At 43.5% G+C, this 20348-nt stretch carries 14 protein-coding genes and 1 pseudogene; 9 read left to right on the plus strand and 6 right to left on the minus strand.

The features are described from left to right. Positions 1-61 precede the first annotated feature (61 nt). Genes MSWHS_RS10770 through MSWHS_RS10795 form a run of 6 tightly spaced genes read left to right on the plus strand, consistent with a single transcriptional unit; the run spans position 62 to position 7388 of the window. Positions 62-2002, plus strand: a complete 1941-nt coding sequence (locus MSWHS_RS10770) for a proton-conducting transporter membrane subunit (protein WP_231585395.1) — start codon at positions 62-64, stop codon at positions 2000-2002. Beyond that, positions 1999-2940 carry a respiratory chain complex I subunit 1 family protein gene (locus MSWHS_RS10775; RefSeq protein WP_048129929.1) on the plus strand — a complete coding sequence of 314 codons (942 nt, stop codon included), beginning with the start codon at positions 1999-2001 and terminating at the stop codon, positions 2938-2940. Before MSWHS_RS10770 ends, MSWHS_RS10775 begins: the two co-directional genes overlap by 4 nt. Further along, complete coding sequence (locus MSWHS_RS10780) at positions 2937-3623, plus strand: hydrogenase subunit (protein ID WP_048129928.1); 687 nt, start codon at positions 2937-2939, stop codon at positions 3621-3623. Before MSWHS_RS10775 ends, MSWHS_RS10780 begins: the two co-directional genes overlap by 4 nt. Next, positions 3620-5194 (plus strand): proton-conducting transporter membrane subunit, encoded by a 1575-nt coding sequence (locus MSWHS_RS10785; RefSeq protein WP_048129927.1) that lies wholly within the window; start codon positions 3620-3622, stop codon positions 5192-5194. The genes MSWHS_RS10780 and MSWHS_RS10785 overlap by 4 nt, the downstream gene beginning before the upstream one ends. A 12-nt stretch (positions 5195-5206) precedes the next feature. Further along, a complete protein-coding gene (locus MSWHS_RS10790) occupies positions 5207-6838 on the plus strand; it encodes an NADH-quinone oxidoreductase subunit C (RefSeq protein ID WP_052722699.1) in 1632 nt (543 codons plus the stop codon). A gap of 37 nt (positions 6839-6875) precedes the next feature. Next, positions 6876-7388, plus strand: coding sequence for an NADH-quinone oxidoreductase subunit B family protein (locus tag MSWHS_RS10795; RefSeq protein ID WP_048129926.1), 513 nt, complete (start codon positions 6876-6878; stop codon positions 7386-7388). Between the two features lie 59 nt (positions 7389-7447). Here MSWHS_RS10795 and MSWHS_RS10800 read toward each other — a convergent pair whose 3' ends face one another. Continuing rightward, positions 7448-8251, minus strand: coding sequence for a sulfite exporter TauE/SafE family protein (locus MSWHS_RS10800; RefSeq protein WP_048129925.1), 804 nt, complete (start codon positions 8249-8251; stop codon positions 7448-7450). A gap of 1411 nt (positions 8252-9662) precedes the next feature. Between MSWHS_RS10800 and MSWHS_RS10805 the strand changes: the two genes are divergently transcribed. After that, the gene (locus MSWHS_RS10805; RefSeq protein WP_048129924.1) at positions 9663-11579 is read left to right on the plus strand and encodes a hypothetical protein; all 1917 of its coding nucleotides are present in this window, start codon (positions 9663-9665) and stop codon (positions 11577-11579) included. A 114-nt stretch (positions 11580-11693) separates the two neighbouring features. Next, positions 11694-13154 (plus strand): lipopolysaccharide biosynthesis protein, encoded by a 1461-nt coding sequence (locus MSWHS_RS10810; RefSeq protein WP_048129923.1) that lies wholly within the window; start codon positions 11694-11696, stop codon positions 13152-13154. A 96-nt stretch (positions 13155-13250) separates the two neighbouring features. On the opposite strand, the gene MSWHS_RS10815 is transcribed toward MSWHS_RS10810, so the two are convergent. Next, positions 13251-14270 (minus strand): GNAT family N-acetyltransferase, encoded by a 1020-nt coding sequence (locus MSWHS_RS10815; RefSeq protein ID WP_231585396.1) that lies wholly within the window; start codon positions 14268-14270, stop codon positions 13251-13253. Between the two features lie 55 nt (positions 14271-14325). Here MSWHS_RS10815 and tnpC point away from each other — a divergent pair. Beyond that, positions 14326-15784: pseudogene (gene tnpC, locus MSWHS_RS10825) on the plus strand (IS66 family transposase). A 160-nt stretch (positions 15785-15944) separates the two neighbouring features. On the opposite strand, the gene MSWHS_RS10830 reads toward tnpC, so the two are convergent. From MSWHS_RS10830 to MSWHS_RS10845, 4 genes are read right to left on the minus strand one after another with little or no spacing between them, the layout of a single operon-like run. Then, complete coding sequence (locus MSWHS_RS10830) at positions 15945-17207, minus strand: glycosyltransferase family 4 protein (RefSeq protein WP_231585397.1); 1263 nt, start codon at positions 17205-17207, stop codon at positions 15945-15947. After that, a complete protein-coding gene (locus tag MSWHS_RS10835) occupies positions 17204-18130 on the minus strand; it encodes a glycosyltransferase family 2 protein (protein WP_048129921.1) in 927 nt (308 codons plus the stop codon). Before MSWHS_RS10835 ends, MSWHS_RS10830 begins: the two co-directional genes overlap by 4 nt. Next, a complete protein-coding gene (locus MSWHS_RS10840; RefSeq protein WP_082088356.1) occupies positions 18120-19169 on the minus strand; it encodes a polysaccharide deacetylase family protein in 1050 nt (349 codons plus the stop codon). The genes MSWHS_RS10835 and MSWHS_RS10840 overlap by 11 nt, the downstream gene beginning before the upstream one ends. Continuing rightward, positions 19153-20226 (minus strand): DUF354 domain-containing protein, encoded by a 1074-nt coding sequence (locus tag MSWHS_RS10845; protein ID WP_048129920.1) that lies wholly within the window; start codon positions 20224-20226, stop codon positions 19153-19155. Before MSWHS_RS10845 ends, MSWHS_RS10840 begins: the two co-directional genes overlap by 17 nt. Positions 20227-20348 lie beyond the last annotated feature (122 nt).

Genomic DNA, 20348 nt, shown 5'->3' on the forward strand with positions numbered 1-20348 from the left:
CTACCCGGACTGAGAAACCGTTTTCAGCTTTTCTTTTAGCTGCCATATCTCGGTTTGAGGAGTGAATACATTGCTCGAAGCCTTAGCGTACGGTGCAATTGTCGCCCTTATATCGGGAACTGTCTTTCCTCTCCTGTACCGCAGTAAAAACACAAGAAAGACTGCTTTTGGCCTTTCTCTTATCTCATCAATTCTGCTTCTGGGTTTTGCAGGCGCGCTCCTCTACACGGGAAAAGAGCCTGTATTTCCAGCCATAAGATATCTTCCGGGCCTGGATTTTACCCTTACTGCAGACCGGCTCTCAGCCGGATTTATCCTGTTAATTGCAGCAGTCGTGCCCGGAGTTTCAATATATTCGGTCGAATATGTGGAACACGCAAAAAGCGAAGCCAGGAAAAATCTGCAAACAGCCCTGACAAATCTCTTTATCCTTGCCATGCTTATGGTAGTGCTCGCAGGCAATATGGTCATCTTCCTTATTTTCTGGGAAATAATGTCCCTTTCTTCTCTCCTGCTTGTGCTTCACGACTATTCTTCTGAGGAAAATAAAAAAGCAGGCTTTTTCTACTTCGTGATGACAAACATCAGCACAGCGTTTCTTTTCGTGGGCTTCATAAGCCTTTTCAGACTGACGGGTTCTGCAGAGTTTGGGCCGCTTGAATACTCTGCAAGTGAGCTGGCTCTCCCCTTCCTCTCCCTTTTTATTGGTTTTGGGGTCAAGGCAGGACTTGTTCCTTTCCACAAGTGGCTGCCCTATGCTCACCCTGCAGCTCCATCAAGTGTCTCGGCTCTGATGTCCGGAGTTATGCTGAAAGTTGCAGTCTACGGCTTCCTTCGTTTTTTGCTCTCGGTCCTCACACCTGAACTCTGGTGGGGAATGCTCATTATTACAGCAGGCAGCCTTTCAGCCCTCTTCGGGGTAATTTATGCTCTTAAGGAAAACGACATAAAAAGGCTCCTTGCCTACAGCAGCATTGAAAATATAGGGATCATTTTCACGGGAATAGGGCTGTATGTTATATTCAAGGTTGAAGGGCTTGAGTCCCTCGCCCTGTTAAGCCTTGTCGGAGCCTGCTTCCATGCCTTTAACCATGCCCTCTTCAAAAGCCTGCTCTTCCTCTGTGCAGGTTCGATAGTCCACGCAACAGGCACACGGAAAATCGAAGCTTTTGGAGGGCTTGTAAAAACGATGCCTGTAACCTCAGCCCTTTTCCTGATAGGCTCGGTTTCGATTGCAGCCCTGCCCCCAACAAACGGTTTTGCGGGAGAACTCCTACTCTACCAGGCTTTCTTCCAGTCTTTTGCCGTAACGGACCCCCTGCTCACCGTATTTCTGATAATTGCCCTCTCAAGTTTTGCCCTCACCGGAGCGCTGGCAGCTGCCCTTTTCGTAAAACTTTTCGGAATCACCTGTCTTGCTATTCCGCGTTCGAAAAAGAGCCGCCTTGCCGAAGAGGTCCAGAAACCAATGTTGATCGGACCTGCAGTGCCGGCAGCCCTCTGCATACTTGCAGGGCTTTTCTCAAAGCAGCTCCTTTCTCTTGCAGGCTGGGAAATTGAGTTCCCGAACCTGCTTTTGCTGGGGATTCTGCTCGGGTTAATATACGCAGCCCTTTTCCTGATTATCCGTTCAAAAGAAACGAGCCCTGCAAGGATTAGCGAAACCTGGGGATGCGGAATTCCGGCCCTTGCCCCTTACATGGAATACAGCTCTGCAGGCTTTTCCGAGCCTCTCGTGATGATCTTCAAAAACATCTACAGGACAAAGATTGTGCACAGAGCTGAGTACCTTGACAGGCAGGAAAGCCTCTTTAAGAACGGGAACGTGGAAATCCGTCTTCTTCGATTTTTCGAAGAGTACCTTTACATTCCTCCTGCACAGGCAATCGAGAGTTTTTCAAAATACGTTTCAAAACTGCAGAACGGAAAACTTGACAGTTATGTCCTTTACGCCTTTCTGGCAGTCATTGTATTGATTATAGCAACTGGAGGCTTTGTATGAACACATCGTTCCTGCTCTTTGCCCTCTTAAATCCGCTTTTTGCCCTGCTGGCAGCTCCTCTGTACATGGCTCTGATCCGGAAGGTAAAGGCATACGCCCAGGGGAGAAAGGGCCCGAGGCTCTTTCAGGTTTATTATGACTTAAAAAAACTCATGCAAAAGGAAGCGGTCTATTCCCCAACTTCGTCATGGATCATGCGCTTTACCCCATACCTAAACCTTTCGACTTTGCTTGTCTGCTCCCTTTTCGTACCTCTGGTCTTTGTCCCGGAACCTGCAGGTGGGCTCGGGAATATCATTGTCTTCCTGTACCTCCTTGCACTTGAAAGATTCTTTACCGCTCTTGGTGGACTTGACGCGGGAAGTGCTTTTGGAGGCATGGGAAGTTCAAGGTCAATGAGCCTTGCAGCTGTAATCGAACCAACAATGGTAGTTGCTTTTGCAGCTCTGGCCTTTGTCCTGAAAAGCCTTAACCTGCACCATATGTTCGCCCTTACTGCAGGCACGGTTCTTCCCATCAGCCCGACCCTTGTCCTGGTCTCAATCTCGCTCTTCATTATCTTGATCGTGGAAACTGGTAGGTTGCCAGTGGATAACCCGGCTACCCACCTTGAACTAACCATGATTAATGAGGCAATGATCCTTGAACAGACAGGAAAGAACCTTGTCCTGCTCGAACTTGCCCATGCTCTCAAACAGTTTCTGCTTATGGGGATATTAATTAACACAATCCTTCCGGTAGGGCTCAGTACTGAGATAGATGCCGGAAAAATTGCAGTCTCAGCCCTTCTCTTCCTCCTGAAGGCAGGGCTGCTTGCAATAATAATAGGGCTCTTTGAATCAGCTCTTGCAAAGATGAGACTCTTCAGGCTTCCTGCATTTTATGTGATGGCATTTTTCTTTTCAGCTCTTACCATCCTTATCGAGGTGTTTGCATGATTGATCCGCTCTTCCTTGAAGGCATAATAAAGGTCCTTTTCGTCTTTGTCCTTATCAGTGCAGGGCTGATCATCTCAACCCGTAACCTTAGTTCGGTCCTTACCACATATACTGTACAGTCTTTCCTGCTGGCTGCGGTTTCCTTCCTCCTCTACCTGATGGACGGAAAAGGGCAGCTCCTGCTGCTGGCAGGCCTGACCCTGGCAAGCAAGGTAATTTTAATTCCTTACTTTATTTCCAGGATAGAAGAGAAAATCAAAATCGGAAGAGACCTTCACTTTGCGTATCTGGAGCCAACGCCCTCTCTTCTGCTGAGCATAGGCCTTATTCTCCTCTCCTATACGTTCCTTTCAAAGGTCTTTGAAGGTCTGCCCCTTTCGAAGCTCTTCTTCTTTGGGGCTGTGATAGGGCTTTCCCTGACTCTGATGGGCATGCTTGTGATGTTCAGCAGGAAAAAGGTTGTTACAAAAGCGCTCGGTTACCTCAGTATGGAAAATGGGGTTCTGATGTTCGGCCTCTTTGTGACCGAACTTCCCTTTATCATCGAAGTCCTGATCATAATCGACCTTATTATCCTGGTTATGCTGACCACTATTCTGGCTGTGGGGATGGATTCAAGCATTGAAGAGTACCGGCAGAAATTCCGAAAACTGCAGGTCTGGACAGGAGTGGAATCTCAGTGATCCGGTATTACCTCTTATTAATGGGGATATTCCTGGCGCTCGGCCTTATTCCGAAGTCCCACAGGTTAATGAATGCCCTTGCAGCAGGAAACGGCCTTTTACACCTCGTCATGAGTTGCGTTGCCCTGCTTATCCTTGACCTGCCCGAAAGGCTCGGAGAAACCTTCTATCTTGACCACCTTAACCTTTACGTGGAACTGATAACCGCACTGGGATTTTCTGCAGCAGCCTTCTATGCCAGAGGGTATACCGACAGTCTTATGGAAGCCAGAGAACTTGATCCTAAAAACCTGAAGACCTTCTACCTTGCCTTCAACCTCCTGCTTGTTACAGCCACTCTTGCACTCTTTTCGGATAACCTGGCTCTGTTCTGGATCTTTGCAGAACTCACAACAGTCTGCGCTGCCATGCTTGTTGCGATTCTTTCTGCAAGGGAGAATATCGATGCTGCCTTAAAGTACGTCTTCATAGTTTCCGGAGCCATGCTCTTTGCTTTCCTCGGGCTTATTTTCCTCTTCACCCTCTCGGAACAGACTCTCGGAGAGGGCACCCTCAACTGGACAGAACTTGTAATTCATGCCTCTGAGTTTTCCCCTGCTCTCCTCCTTGCAAGCTTTACTTTCATGTTCATAGGCTTCGGGGCAAAAGCAGGGGTAGCTCCTTTCCATACCTGGCTCCCGGATGCTTATGCAAGAGCCCCTTCGGTAAGTGCAATTCTCTCGGGACTGATGCAGAACCTGGGGATCTACGGCATAATAAGGATGTATGCCCTGCTTAGAGAAAGCAGCGCCTCCCCACAGGCTTCTTCTATCCTGATCGCGGCAGGAGTTTTTTCGATTGCTCTTGCGTCATTCAGCATGCTTCAGCAGAGGAATTTAAAGAGACTGATAGCCTTTTCAAGCGTTGAACACATGGGCCTTCTCCTCATAGGAATAGGAATAGGAACCCCCCTTGCCCTTTTCTGGACGCTTTTTTACATGCTTGTCCATGTCCTGGTAAAGGAAACTCTGCTGTTTTCCGCGGGCATTCTGCACAGGCAGTACAGGAGCAACATGCGTGAAGATATGAAGGATGTCTTTAAACTCCAGCCCAAGGCAGCCTGGGGCCTGATCCTTGGGAGCATTGCAATAGTAGGAATGCCGCCTTTTCCCCTCTTTCCGGCAAAGTTTTTCATCCTGCTGGAAAGCGCGGCAGTTTCTCCCTATCTGACCCTTGTGGTGCTGCTCATGCTCATCCTTGCAGCTGCATCCTTTGCAAACTTCCTCCTGAAAGCCTTCTCAAAAGTTACTGTAGGGGAAGAAAATAAAAATGAAAATAAAAATGAAAATGAAAACGAAGAATACAGGCACATAAGCAGGACTCCTGCAGGAATAGGGGGAGCCGTAAAGGAAAGCTCTGCAGGGAAAGCAGGCTATGAGAAAAACAGGCTTCCGGGTCAATATCTGGTAAGAGATGGAATGAGGGTTCCAGCGATCTTCATGCTGGCTCTTGCCCTTGCCCTGGGCTTTTATTTCCCTGATTCACTGAGGGATCTGCTTGATGCGATAATTCTTGAACTTGGGTATGTTTAAGGGGCGGTACATATGGATATCAAAATGAATAAAGATACAATGGAATTGCTTTCAATAATCTCGGGCATTTTAGAAGAAGAGCCCGAACTGCTCAATGCCCGTGAAAACGAAATATACCTGAGGGTTTCGGAAACCGGGTTTGAAAGTGCAACTCCTGTGCTTGCGGAAAGGAAGTTCAGCCTTATAGGGCTTTTTTGCGCAGAAGCCTTTGAAAAAAAGGACGGCTTTACCCTCTTTTATGTTTTCAAACGGGCAGGAAGGGCACCTACCCTTGTACTTGTTCGGGAAGCAGGAAATGAAAAAAAGGTTACCTCGGTTGCAGGAACTTTTCCCTCAGCCTCCTGGTTTGAGCGGGAAATAAGGGACGGTTTCGGGCTGGACTTTGCCGGGGCTCTTGATACAAGACGTCTCTTCCTGCATGAGTGCTACCCTGAAGGTTTCCATCCCCTGCAAAAAGCTTTTAAAAACGGGCCAATCCGACCGCTTGAAGTCCCCGAAAAGGAATACAAATTCAGGCAGGTCAAAGGTGAAGGTGTATACCAGATCCCTGTCGGGCCTGTACATGCCGGTATAATCGAGCCGGGGCATTTCAGGTTCAGCGTGATAGGAGAGTCCATATTCAGCCTGGAAATTCGGCTTTTTTACAATCACAGGGGAATAGAAAAACTGGCTGAAGGAAAAAGCCCCTCAGAATGCGTTGCTCTTGCCGAAGCCGTGAGTGGAGACGAGAGTATGGCAAATGCAGCAGGGTTCTGTATAGCAGTAGAGCAGGTCTGTGGAATAACCTTGCCTGAAAGGGCAGAACGCCTGCGGGCAATAATGCTTGAGCTCGAACGCATTTATTCTCTGCTCGGGGACCTTGCCGGAATGGCTGTAGATGTGGGTTTCTCACTGGTGTCAAGCCCCTTCTCCATATTGCGAGAAGAGGTATTCAGGCAGAACGAAAAACTGACAGGCTCAAGGTTCCTGCGCGGAATTACCATTCCCGGGGGGTTGAAAAAGGATATTCCCTATTCGGCTTTGAAAGACCTTCTTGTATTCTTTGATAAGTTTTCCAAAGCATTTGAATCGGCTTATGACAGAGTGATGTCTTCATCTTCCTTAATTGACAGGTTTGCAACGACAGGCGTAATAAAAAAGGAACTTGTCTCTCCGCTTAACCTTACAGGCCCCCTTGCCAGAGCCTCAGGCTGTCCTGCCGACACCAGGCTTGACCGGCCCTATGGAGCTTACAGGGACTTTTCCCCGGAACCTTCCGTCAGGAAAAGAGGGGATGTGCTCTCCCGCTTTGAGGTAAAAGCCGATGAGATCCGGGCATCTGTTAATCTGATCCTTCGCCTCGCAGAAAACCTTCCACAGGGCTCCGTATTTGCTGAAACTGGATCTGCCGGAAATATAGGGAACTCGGATAGAACCGGCAGTTCTGGAGTTACAGGCTATTCGCTTGCCCTTGTAGAAGCTGCAAGGGGGCAGAACCTGCACTGGGTCTACCTGAAAAATGGGCTTGTTGATAGGTATAAAGTCAGGATCGCATCTTTCTGCAATTGGCAGGCTATAGAACATGCAGTAATCGGAAATATTGTCCCAGACTTCCCTCTGATAAATAAGAGCCTTAACCTTTCGTATGCAGGGACCGATCTTTGAACTCAGGAAAACCAAAGAAATATATTGAGGTCTGATTATGGTAAACCCTCTTTCCCTCTTCCTCCGCCCTAAAGTTACGGAGACCTTTAAATTTCGAGATGAAGAACTCGAAGCCCTTGGAGCAGAAATTAAAAAAGAGATCCCGAAAGTTTTCGGGCACAGCCTTGCCATCCGGGAACTGGATTCAGGAAGTGACAATTCCACCGAGATTGAAATCTCAAACCTCGGAAACCCCCATTATGATGTTGAGAGGTTCGGGATCTCTTTTGTGGCTTCCCCAAGGCATGCTGATGTCTTGCTGGTAACAGGAGCAGTCACCCTTAACATGGCAGGAGCTGTGAAAAAAACCTATGAAGCCATGCCCTTCCCAAAGTTTGTGGTAGCAGTAGGAGATGATGCCTGTGATGGTGGGATCTACAAGGGGTCTTATGCCGTACTCGGTGGGGCTGATAAAATCCTGCCCGTGGATATGAAAATTCCAGGGAACCCACCCTCTCCGAAGGAGATTTTGAAAGGGCTGTTCGTGATGATGCAGCGGGCTTCAAAGTAATTGAAAACGGGGGTTTGAAAAGCTCCTGTTCTCTAATTTTTCCGTAATTCTTTTAAATTTTAGATGGCTGAAAAGGCTCTTAAATACATCAGCATGCTGATGCCTACCAGCAGTCCTCCTGTGTAAAGCCTGATCCCCTGCTGCGACAGCTTTCTTGCAATAGACGGTCCTATCTGCCCTCCCAGGATTACTCCCGGAGCAACCCAGAGCATTATCTCGAAAATCAGTTCTTTATTTTCAATCAGGGTAGGAATAAAGTCCGGGGTCAGGCGGAGGAGGAGGGCAACAAGGTTCACAATAAAGATAATCAGGACTGTGGAGCCCACAGCTTCTGCAGGAGACCGGATTTTTTCATGCCCCAGCATGCAGGGCATGATTAATTTCCCAAGCCCGGTTGCGATCAGCCCTTTGAGAAAACCTGCAACTATGGCGCGTTTCCAGCATATGCGGTTATGAGTTTCGAGCTTTTCAGGAATTTTCCCCATGCGGTAAAGCCAGTAGCGATATACCAGATAGATCCCGTATAACAGAATAAAACTCGCAAACAGGACTATGAGTATTTGTGCAGGAGCAAAAGGGATTAGAAGGGTCCCGAGAACCGCTGCAGGGATCGTAATTTTCAGGTATTCTTTTACAATGGGCCAGGAAATGGTTTTTTGTTTCAGGTTTCTGAGTATCCCCGATCCAAAACCGAAAATCATGGTTAATAGCCCGAGCCAGAAAGCTGTTTTTGTGTCAAAGCCGAGCCATATCATATATACCGGAATCCAGAAGTTAGTGCCTGAGATGCCTGAAGAAATCGCAAGGATTGCAATAAGGGTAGCTACAGGAAAGAGATAAAAGTAGGTAAGATAGGCTGGCATAAAGATCGTTTTCCTTTTTTCATAAAATTTTTCTTAAAATGGCTGGTTTATCTATTTGCCTGAACAAAATGAATCACTAATACAACTAAAACCTGTCAATCGTTAACTCTTTACTTTGTATTAATATAAATGTCCGACGATTTGATCTAAATTTTCTATCTGGCATGAATGTACGTGAAAACTATATTCCTCAAGTACTTTCGTTTCGTGCGACAAGAAGTTCTGTTATGGATTGCTTGAATGCTGCCTCTTCCATTTGGGGTAACCCTATCAGAATGTGCATCAGCAGTAATGCAGGTGTGCAAAGCTTCTGGAACAATGTGAATAACTTTGAAAATCCAATTCAGACGATTTGCTAGGGTAAGGATTCCATGGGGAACGTAAAGTGAACCATTGTAAAAGTCATCAAGTACTCCAAGCGAGACTGGATTGATACGCTTGAACCAAAATAGTATGAAATCAGGCTTTAAAGGGGCAGGAACTTCGTAAGGAGCAACAATGACAAAGAGGGTAGAAGACTAAAGCAAAAAGTGAATGTCATTCTGTAATGGGACCGGAGCGAAGGGATTGTGTTATCCAGTTTTGAAAATTGGTCAACTGTAAGGGAGGAACCGATGGACAAAACAAAGCCTTATGGGCTGGATAATGGGAGCCGGATGAGTCGAGAGGCTCAAGTGTGGTTGAGAGGATCGGGGGGTGAAATTCCCCCGGGCTACTTGCCAGTAAAGGGAAACTTTTACGCTCCGTTCGTTGGAGAAGAAAAGTGAGCAATCACTTTCTCTTATCCTACTTAGAAGAAGGAGAACGAGTAATCACTCTTTCTTATTCGACAGGTAAATGGGCTCTCAACTAAGAATAAAGAAGATTAATTTAAAGAGGGTGGGGGGGAAAAAAGATATCAAGGAAAAGGAATGATAAAATCCACTTTCTACAGTATTTTTCGTATATTCATTATTTATCTTGCTATCGATTTTCTTCTAATGTGAATTTATTGAGTTTCTGTGCAGGAGTTAAAAATGATTATACAGTGTGTTAAGAGACCAAAAAACGTGGATTCAATTTTTATCAAAATCTCAGTTTGGCTCTGTTATTTGAGGATTTTTGAAAAACTCTGTCGGAAAAAACATTGATTTTCAAAAAAATTCTGTGGAATGTAGGATAAAAATAATTGCGGTCTGATAAAAGGGATAGTTTGGATTTGTAAAAGAAAGTTGTTTCAGTTTGGATTTGTAAAAGAAAGTTGTTTCAGTTTGGATTTGTAAAAGAAAGTTGTTTCAGTTTGGATTTGTAAAAGAAAGTTGTTTCAGTTTGGATTTGTAAAAGAAAGTTGTTTCAGTTTGGATTTGTAAAAGAAAGTTGTTTCACCGGGAAACTATATAATACTAAAGAAAGTTATTATGTTTGGGGTTGTATGGAAACTGTAAAAATGTATATAGATAAGTTTACTGGAAATCTTGACACGATTCTAAGCGTGATTGGATTCAACTTAGGTGTATTTATTGTTTCTTTATATTACCTGATCAATTTAAACCAGAAGGACATCGGCACTGCTGTGCTTTCTGCCTGCTTAATCTACTTTGTATTCCGAAAAAAGTTTAAAAATGAAGCTCCAGTTTCCTCAGGAAAAGACAGGTTCAAAAGTGGGCTCAATCTTTCCTTTTATCTTGTATTCCTGATAAGTGTGCTCGTATATAGTATGAATCTGTATTACAGGCCTATATCTTATTTTATACTGGTATGCATACTTGCAGGGATCATAGCTTCGGAAATCCTGTATGTAAGAGAAGGAGACAAGGTAGCTCCAATACTGCTGCAAATATTTCTTCTTTCAATCCTTATAAGATCCGGAATCTATTATAATTTCCCGAGCCTCATGGGCTATGACGCTTACTTCCATGCAGGCATGGTAAAACTGATTACTGAAACCGGAGTCGTTCCTCCAATTGAGATCAGCAGTAAATATTTCTATTACCCGCTTGCCCATATTTTTGTTTCGATAACCCAGTTAATGGGCGGATTGGATATCAAGGACAGCTTCTTTTATTCCATAGGATTTGCCGATATTTTCAGCACGGCAGGGATTTACCTTATAGGAAAAAAACTCGAAGGCCCTCAGATGGGCTTGCTTGCAGCTTTATTAATAAATTTGAACAATCACAATATCGTCAGCGGGATTACAAATATAACCCCGGGTTCCCTGGTTCTCTGCTACTTTATAATTATCCTGTATTCAATCTTTAGCGAAAAGCCGGGCTTGATGCAGACAGGAATTCTTCTCTTTGCTACAGTTCTGATGGTACTGACCCACCAGTTAACTACTTTTGTGGTTCTTCTGGCTTTAGTTTCAATTTTAACAGGAAAATTCCTGCACAACCACCTGTATGAGAGTTTACCCTCTGCAACAGCTAGTTTTAATTATATCCTCTTTTTTATGATTTGCCTGCAAACCTACTGGATGTTTACATATGTTACTCCGGATACCTCCTTTTTTGAGATGATCTTCAAACCTCTTATGGACGTACTTCATGCCGGATCCAGCTACTCAAGTGATGAGCTTATCGTGGGGACTGCAACCAATCAGGACTCACTGGAAACACTGATACTTCACATAAGCTATCTAGCCCTGCCTTTTTTTGCAATAGGAGGAGTTCTAACCTGGTTTTCTCGCAGGGACGCCGAAAAAATTGATAAGTTCTCAATTGCTCTGGTTGTTGTAATTTTGTATAGTTTTGCTTATGGAATTCCCTTATTGGGCATGAGAAATTTCCTTACAAGCAGGTGGTTTCCGCTAATAGCAGTGTTTCTGGTACTGGTAGCTGCCTCATATATGTTGAAGCTGGTAAGCCTGTTTAACTCCAAAAAGGCAAAAATTTCTGCAATTTTCATAATAATGTTGTTCTTCTCATTCGTAATGGTCACAACACCGGGAATTAACAAAGACAATCCACTTGTAGGAAAAGAGACAACTGTAAGAAACCAGTTTAAAAATATTGAAATCCAGCCTGTAAAAACATTATCAGCAGTGTACTCAGGAAACATTCTGATGGATGCTCCCTATGATAGCTGTCTTTTTTATAGAGACCGGGGATACAATGTGGATAACGCAACATACTTCGATACTAACCAGATAGAGTCGGGAGAGATCAGTGGTGATCATCTGGTATTGCTGAGAAGATCGTCCCTTGGGGAACCGATATCCATAAATGATCCGAACAGATACGGGGTAAACATAATCAAGCCATTGCCAGTAGAGTTTTTCAATAGCTTCGAGGCTCCGGAATATGCACTGGTATACGACAATGCAGAGGTACTTGCCTACTTTAAATAAAGTAAAGAAGTAAAAAAATAAAAATTCATTGGAAACTATTATATAAATCGCCGGAGTGAGAGCCCCTATCACGGCAAAAAACGAAATTAATAGATTTCAAAGTTGGAAACCCCCATGTCAAATTTCATAACGAATGTTCTAAAGCTTATATCTGGAAGTGTCACTGCCCAGGCTCTTGGTATAATTCTCATACCTATAATCACAAGAATTTATAATCCGGATGATTTTGGAATCTTTCAGCTTTTCATTTCAATCTCAGGCATACTTGTGATTGTTTCTACTTTTTCGTATCAATTTGCGATTATGCTGCCAAAGGCAGAAGAAGATGCTGCAAATGTCACTGCTGTGTGCACTGTACTGGTGACTTTTACAGCCTTAATGACAGGAATAGTGATTTTGCTCATTCCAGATAATATTGACAATCTTTTCAATACGCCGGGGATTTCAAGATACTTAATTTTTCTTCCGCTAATAATATTCCTTAATGGTATGTTTTTCGTGCAAAATTACTGGCTTTCAAGAAAAACCCGTTTCGGAGTCATTGCAGGTTCCAGAGTTTCGAACACTTTAACGTCAAAAGTATTTCAAATAGGATTTGCGAAATGGAGTGTTACTCCATTAGGCCTGGTAGGCGGATTCATTGCAGGATATGCATTTGCAGATCTTGTCATGCTTAAGGGCGTAAAAAAGGATATTCAGGTTTTCAAACAGGTATCAATAAAAAGAATGAAAGAGATGGCCATTCAATACAAAAAATTCCCTTTATTCAGTTCCTGGTCATCAATCGCAAACACCGTTTCTCCACAGGCCCCTGCTTTTTTGCTTGCATACTTTTACAGTACAGCAGTTGTGGGGCATTTCTCACTTGCAAATCAGGTCGTAAACCTACCTATGGGAATTGTCGGTAGCGCTATAGGACAGGTCTTTTTCCAGAAAGTAAGTGAGGTAAAGAACGGGAATGGAACAGGAGACCTGAAGACCATAGTTGAGGAAGTTTATAAAAAGCTAATCTCTATTGGAATCTTCCCTATGATACTCCTGATGATTCTCGGAGAGCAGATTTTCACATTTACTTTCGGAGAAAGCTGGTCTATTTCAGGCACATATGTAAAAATCCTTGTGCCCTGGATCTTTCTGGTCTTTTTGTCTTCGCCGATCTCAACTCTCTATAATGTATTTGAAAAACAGAAAGTTTGGCTTACTTTCAGTATAATTCTTCTGGTCTCAAGGATAGTAGCACTGGTCATAGGAGGAACTTATGGAAGCCCCGAATTCGCTCTTGCCCTGTACAGCTTTACAGGGGTTGTGTTCTGGCTCTGGAACAATGCATACCTGCTGGGGCTTGCAGGGATTAGCAAGAAAGAAAGCATAGAAATTCTTGCAAAATATGCGACAATCGGAATCGCCGTTTCGATACCGTTAATTCTTATAGAAATGATTTCTTCGAGTTTTTACGTAATACTATTTGCAGCCGTGGTCATGACGGTTATTTATTATACAATAACCCTTCATGACGATCCTATGTTCAGGAAAATGTTCTCAGCTTTTCTTGTGAATGTAAGAAATAGGAGCTGAGAAGGAGAGTTAAATCTTCTTCTCAGAAAATAGGATTTGGAGGAGGTTAACCGTCTTGCGGGCTCCTTCCAGACCTTTTAAGTTTTCCTGTTTCCTTTATTCGGTTTCTTTGTGTGTACTATTATATAACGTCCGAATAAGGGAATACTTTTTGCTGCGCAGGGTCACAGTATAGTAAGGAACAAGCTTTGGGGAAAATCCCATGATAAAATCCGTAAATCTTGGGATGTTTGCCGCCATTACATTCATATAATTGAAATTTCTGGACTTCAGGTCCAGGAACTCATTATAGTACAGAAGGGCATTGGGGCCCATTCTACCAAAATCAGGATTCAAGGCTGAGGTCCAGGTAACCGTGCATTTTTTACCATACAGGTTCAGATGGGCTGCAACGGCTTCTCCTTCAGGAGTTTCTGAGACAAACATGTAACCAACGTCTTTTTCCTGGATTAATTTGAATACCCTTTCAAAGAATTCCTCTGGCAGAGGAGGTTCCAGTTTCTGTTTTTCATAGACCAGGGAAAGCAGGCGGTAATAGGTTTCAGGGTCGTTTGAAATTCTCGTTTTGAGCCCTGCCTCGTTTGCACTTTTAAGTTCCCTCCGGATTTTCCTTGAGAGATTGCTGTCTATATTTTCTTTAAGATCCAGATGATGGGTATAACGCACGCTCGAATCCCATCCTTTCCAGGTAAAAGGTCTCACATCCTCAAACCCGGGGGAGAGTGTGAGATGGATGCTATCGAATCCCTGTTTGCAGAGGAATTCAACGAGGGCATCAAGGATTTCATGTGTTTCATGTATGCGTTTGCTGGCTTTTGAGCTGGCTCCCTCTTTTACAAGGGGTCCGCAATAGTCAGTCATATCACAGGTTGAAGATCCTATTTTCAGCATACCTTTAAGGTTCTTAATGAAAAGGGGGCATCCACCCACAAGTTCACCGTTTCTGAAACACCCATAAATCTTGAAGTCTCTGGAAAGGACATCCCTGCAGATTTCCAGCCAGTCACTTGTATGAAAGAGCGTACCGGGTTGAGCTTTTTCCACAAGCAGATCCCATTCTTTGTATTCAGACGGTAATAATTCGTAACTATTCAGCCATACCTTTAGTAAAAGCAATTTTTCCTCTTTCCGAGGAAAAATTGCATATAAAATAACTCTCTTTTTCAACATCATGCTTACACGTGAAGAAATCCTTGTAACCTATGAAGCTGGTCCTGAAGCAGTTATTGTTGAAATCCAAGGATATGAAGCTATCATGGAGAAACAAGCTTCTCATATTTCTGAACTTGAAGAACGTGTAAGAGTTTTAGAGGCTCGTTTGAATCAAAACAGCCAAAATAGCAGTAAACCTCCTTCTACTGATGTTTTTTGTAATGAGAAACCTAAACCTAAGGGTCGCCACACAAGTAGTGGCAAAAAAGCTGGTGGCCAAAAAGGTCATCCTGGAAAGACTTTTGAAATGGTTGAAAACCCTGATTAGGTCATAGTCCATTCACCGGACTGCTGCGAAAATTGTGGTCATCATCTTGAAGATACTGAAGTTGATGACTATGAACGCAGACAAGAAGCTGAAATTTCCTCCTGCAAAAATCATATTTACTGAACATCGTTGTGAAATCAAGAAGTGTCCTCACTGTGGGAAAGTTAACAAAGGCTCTTTTCCAGAGTCTATAAAATTCCCAATTCAATATGGTCCTCGTCTTTTAGCCTCAATTCTGTATTTTAGGAACTATCAATTGATTCCTTATGAAAGGACTTGTGATTTAGTAGAGGATGTATACGGTATACGTATCAGCCCAGCTACCATAAAAAGAGCAGAAAAGAAATGTTTCCAGAACCTGAAACCTTTTGAAAAAGCTGTTATGGAACATCTATTAGCTTCCTATTCTGCACATTGTGATGAGACAGGAATGAGAATTTTAGGGACAAAATGGTGGCTTCATGTAGTATCAAATAGTCTATGGACCTACTATTTCGCACACCCAAAAAGAGGGACAGAAGCAATGGATGCTCTGGGATTTCTTCCGCAATACAAGGGAGTAGCAGTTCATGATGGGCTTGCTTCATACAACAAGTATGGATGTGAACATGCTCTGTGCAACGCTCATCTTAAAAGGGAACTTACTGGGATTGAAGAGAATTTTAAACAGCAATGGGCTAAAGAGATTAATGAACTCCTCAGTGAGATGAAAAAGTATACTGATGAATGCAGAGAGATGGAAATTCCAATAGATCCAGAAAAAGTTCGGGAATTCGAGGAAGTATACGATGCAATAATTCAAGACGGAATCGAGGAAAATCCACCACCTGAGCCCTCAAAAGATCAGGTGAAAAAGAGAGGAAGACCAGCACAAACAAAAGCAAAGAATCTCCTTGATAGGTTCATAATACACAAAGAACCGATTCTGAGATTCCTCAATAACCTGAGAGTTTCGTTTGATAACAATCAAGCAGAGCGAGACATCAGAATGATGAAGCTACAACAGAAAATTTCGGGAACTTTCCGAAGCATAGAAGGAGCGGTAGCTTTCTGCAGAATTAGGGCATACATATCCTCAATTAAAAAGAATGGCATGAATGTAATGGATGCTATTCTAGCGGCGCTCAATGGAGCGCCGCTATTATCCTGATAATTGCAGCACTTTGCTGAAAAAACGTCTTTTTATCAGTGGCTGAATAGTTACAATAATTCTCTGACTTCAATTTCATCCATTTTAAGCCCCGTGTAATAAACAGTAATTTGTATTCATAATAAATTATAATACAATGGAATGATAGATTTTCGGGCATTCAGCCCTCGAGTCCTGATTTGCAGACTCCATCTACCTGTTTCGCAACACTGTACCAGCTGTAATTTTCAGTAACATAACTTAAACCTTTTGAGCCCATTTTCGCTCTCAATTCCTGATTTTCAAGTAGCTTTGAGATAGCCTCTGCAAGAGCTTCCGGGTTTTCTGGAGGGACAGGAATGCCTCCTTCCGAAGCCTCAAGTACATCGGCAACTCCGCTGATCGCACTTGCAACAACTGGATTTCCGCAAGCCATATACTCATATAGTTTCAGAGGGGAAAGCCCTATTTTTGCATTTCTTGCCAGGATAAAGGGTGCAGCACAGATATCACTTGCATTGATGTACACAGGCACGCGGTCGTAGGCCACCACACCTGTGAAAACAAAACTGTCTGCAACCCCGAGCTCTCTTGAGAGGTTGATCAACTCATTCTTCATAACTCCATCGCCGACAATAAGAAAACGGCACCCTGGAGATCTGGAAAGTATTAAAGGAGCTGCCTTTACCAGATATTCTATCCCCTGCCAGGGAGCAAGGTTTCCCACGAAACAGACATAAGGAGTTTCCAGGTCCAGTCGGAGCTCTTTCCTGCAGGCATCCTGTTCAAGAGGTTTGAACAGGGAAGTATTTGCTCCGTTGGGGATCACAGTTATTTTTTCTCCTGGAATATCGTAAGAACTCTCAAGATTTGCCTTAATCCCTGGAGTTACTGCGATTATCTTATCTGAAAGCCCAAGAGCTTTTTTCAGAACCGAAACTTTTAACCTGGCTTTTGCAGAAGAAAAATACCGGGATAAATTTACTGTTTTTCCCTCTTGCAAAGATTTCTCTTCACTGCACCTGGATTTGATAAGGCTGCTTTCGTCCTCAGGGATTCCATTTAATTCATAAACCAGAGTTTTGCATCTGCTTTTACAAAAAAGCCCGGCAAGAAATCCGAAATTTGGGTTTCTGGTATACAGTACATCAAAAGTTTCGGAACCTACCAGCTCTGCAGAGCTTCGAAAATAATTGATTGTAAGGGTCAGCAGGTTTCCTGGACGTATATAATGGCAGCGGATATTGTCCAGGTGCGAAAGAGTGGAACTATCAGTAGTGAATATATGAATTTCATTGTTCAGACTTGCCAGGTTGCTTACAAGCTCGTGCCTGTGGATAAGGGAACCATCCGCCAGGTAAAGGGGCCATACTATGTCCAGAAAGAGCACCTTCATACTATCACCTTTAATATTGAACTCTTTAAGAGAGATCTGATTGTTCATTGCTCTCCCTGCTGGGCATCTGTAGAGTTGCGGCTTAGAATTCCCGAAATTCTGGAAAATAACAGCTTGAGGTTTAAACTTCTATAGTAATCTCTTATTTCCATATCCCTGATCTTTTTCTCCCTCTTAATGGCTGAATTGAGGTATCCATAGAGGTATGCAATTCCTGTGTAATATGGAGGTTTCAGGGAACGATAAAATGTATTTAACATAATCATAGGCAGATTTTTATCCACATAATAAGCCATCCAGCCATTTTTTACATACCCTTTCCAGAGCCCTTCTCCAGCACTCGTCTCTCGTTTCTGGATTTCAACTATGTCTACATACTGTCTTAGATGCCAGCCCCGAAGAAGAGCTTTTATATTGGAAATGGAATCAGGGGAAGGTTCTACCGGATAGCCTTCGGTTTCGAGGAAACAGGACTTTCTCCAGAGTCTTCCTGTGCCGCGAGGAAGATTTTTATCGGATATTTCTCGTGAAAGTTTACCGCCAACATCATAGTAAACCCCTCCACTTGCAACCCCAAGAAAAGGATCTTTTTCAAATTCATCCATTAGTTTTCCAAAATAGTTTTCCTCGAGTACGGTATCGGCGTCGAGAAGACCTATGTAAGCATACTCAATACCATTTTCCCTGCAGTAATCCAGTGCATAATCAAATCCCTGTTTGCAGACATAGCTATAATGAAAGGTTATGTCCCTTGGCCTTGGAGGAAGCCTTATGCTCTGAATCCAGGAGTATTTTGCCTTCAATCCTTCGAGAATGTGAGGAGTTTCATCCGTACTTCCATCGTCTACTATGATCCATAGTGCAGGTGTTACTTTTTGCCCTATTACGGACTCGGAAACGTCAGGAAGGTTTTCCTCTTCATTTCTTGCAGGTGTAATCAACAGATATTTCCTTTTAGGCTCAGGATTCATTCTCCCACCACCTGTAAATCTCTTCTCCGCTTGTCATCCATGCTCCTTTTTCGGAACAGTACCGCAGCGCTTTTTCATAGAGTTTGATCCAGTCTTTTCTGAAACTGCACCCGAAAACGAAGTTATGCCATAGCAGGGTAATTACCCCATTGAACCTTGCTGTCGTATCTATAAGGTCTTTTGTGCATCTCCAGGCTTCCTCAAAAGATCTTAATGCTTTGAAAAGAGCAACATCCATTACAGTAAGCGGGATTTCCAGGATACCTATCTCCCGGCCCTCGTTCAGATTATATGGTCTGAAAGGGTGACACATGCCGTTCCTGAAGCCAACAAACTCGCTGTATCCGAAAGTAGAATCATAGCTGAAACCGGCATCTGCCAGCAGTTCCCAGGTATCAGGAGTTTTGAACCTGAGATAATGGTTGCGAAAACCTATGACTCTTTTACCCAGAACAGCTTCCAGCCTTTTTTTTTCACGTTTTAGCGCTTCAGGATCGTCGTATGAATAATACCCTCCATGCAGGCCAGCTTCCCATCCCCTATCGGAAATCTCCCCCAGAGAGCCTTCTGCATCTTCTATATCATATCTGAACCTTTTGGGGTCTTTTCTGCTGGCAAGGAAGTAAAAAGAGGACTTTGCCCCGAAATCCTCTTCAAGATCCATTATTTTGGAAAAGTTAAGGTAAGGGGAATGCTCATGCCCCCGGAATTTCCAGATAAACTGAGCTGTAGAACTCCGAAAATCCAGATCTTTCAGGCAATAGGCCGAGGATCGAAGGGTGTGGGAAAGAGGAGGGTAAATATCATCCATATCATGAGTCAAACACACAGCAAAAGTTTTGTTTTCCGGAAATTCAACTTCCATTCCGTGTTCTACCAGGTATCTGGAGGCCTCAGGCTCAGTGGCGTTTATGAGATCTTTCTCAACGAAAAGAAAGCGCTCGTGTTTATCAAGCTTTTCGGGGGAATACTCTTCTTTTCGGGAAAATAGATCCCAGATTTTTGCGTTTTGCTTCAGTAAATCATGCATAACTCTCATCCGAAAACACAGGTATGGAAACCCCTGACTTTTTACCAGGAAGACTTTCTATGAGCCCTACTATGAATTCGGTTACATTAATTTTATCCTTGAGCAGGGCAGCTCTCTTGAGAGCCCAGGTCTCTTTAAGTTCAGGGTCCTTGAGAAGTTCCACAGCCTTTGCAAGGGCGGCTTCTGAACCACTGTAATTGAAGAGCAAACCGTATTTTCCTTCTAGCTCTGAAAAGTTCCCCATTGTTCCAGCGAGAGAGGAAACATAGATAGCCGGGGTTCCAAGAATTGCACTTTCAACAGCCATGGTTGCTCCCTCACCCACGCATAGTGTAGCATAATAAAGAAGGTCATGGATTTTTTCGGAGGGCACCTGGATTCTATACCGGTCAAATTCTTCTGCCAGTTTCCCTTCCGAAGAAATGAAAACCTTCCCGAATTTTTCGAGTTCTTTAATAAGTGCTAACTTATTATCAATTCCATACTGCCCTACATCATGGTGCGCACCCCATGAAATAAAGCGCAGGATTACGAACGGTTCGCCTACCTCTACCCCAAGCTCCCGTAAAACCTCGGGATTTGAGGAGAAATAAGCTGGATGAAGATATGCCAATTCATGATATCCGCTGTACTTGAGCTGCTTTTTTCCGGCATCTTTTTTAAAGGATGTGGGTGTGCAGATAATATTACAGAAAGGATAGGTCATTTTCTGGGCTATTTCTGCATGTTCGGTATCATTAAAAATTATGGATTTTTTACCCAGTGCCCACGCAACATGGGCAACAGGAGGGGAAAGAATGCCCATAATCAGGTCTGGATTAAACTGACGGGCAATTTTATAAAGTTTAGACTCTCTTATGAACCATTCCTCACACAGATGAATCTTTCCCGGCTTGACCTTACTTAAAACGATATGTGGGATTTTATAGGCATCTAATAACTCTATTACAACGTCTTTATCCCTTGAGACAACCATTACCTGGTGTCCTTTTTTTTCAAGATTCCATATAATATTTTTAAAAAAATGAACGTGGGCTGGATGCCCTATGTCAACAATGACCCTCAAGATTTTCACTCCCTAAATGGTCCCCACTTATTTTCATGAATTAAGGGAAAAGGACAGCTTTTCTTATGGAAGGTAGCGGTAGAAAGGAAGGTAAGAAATGATTTTAAATGCCAAATCCGGAA

The sequence above is a fragment of the Methanosarcina sp. WWM596 genome, from assembly GCF_000969965.1.
GTDB lineage: Archaea > Halobacteriota > Methanosarcinia > Methanosarcinales > Methanosarcinaceae > Methanosarcina.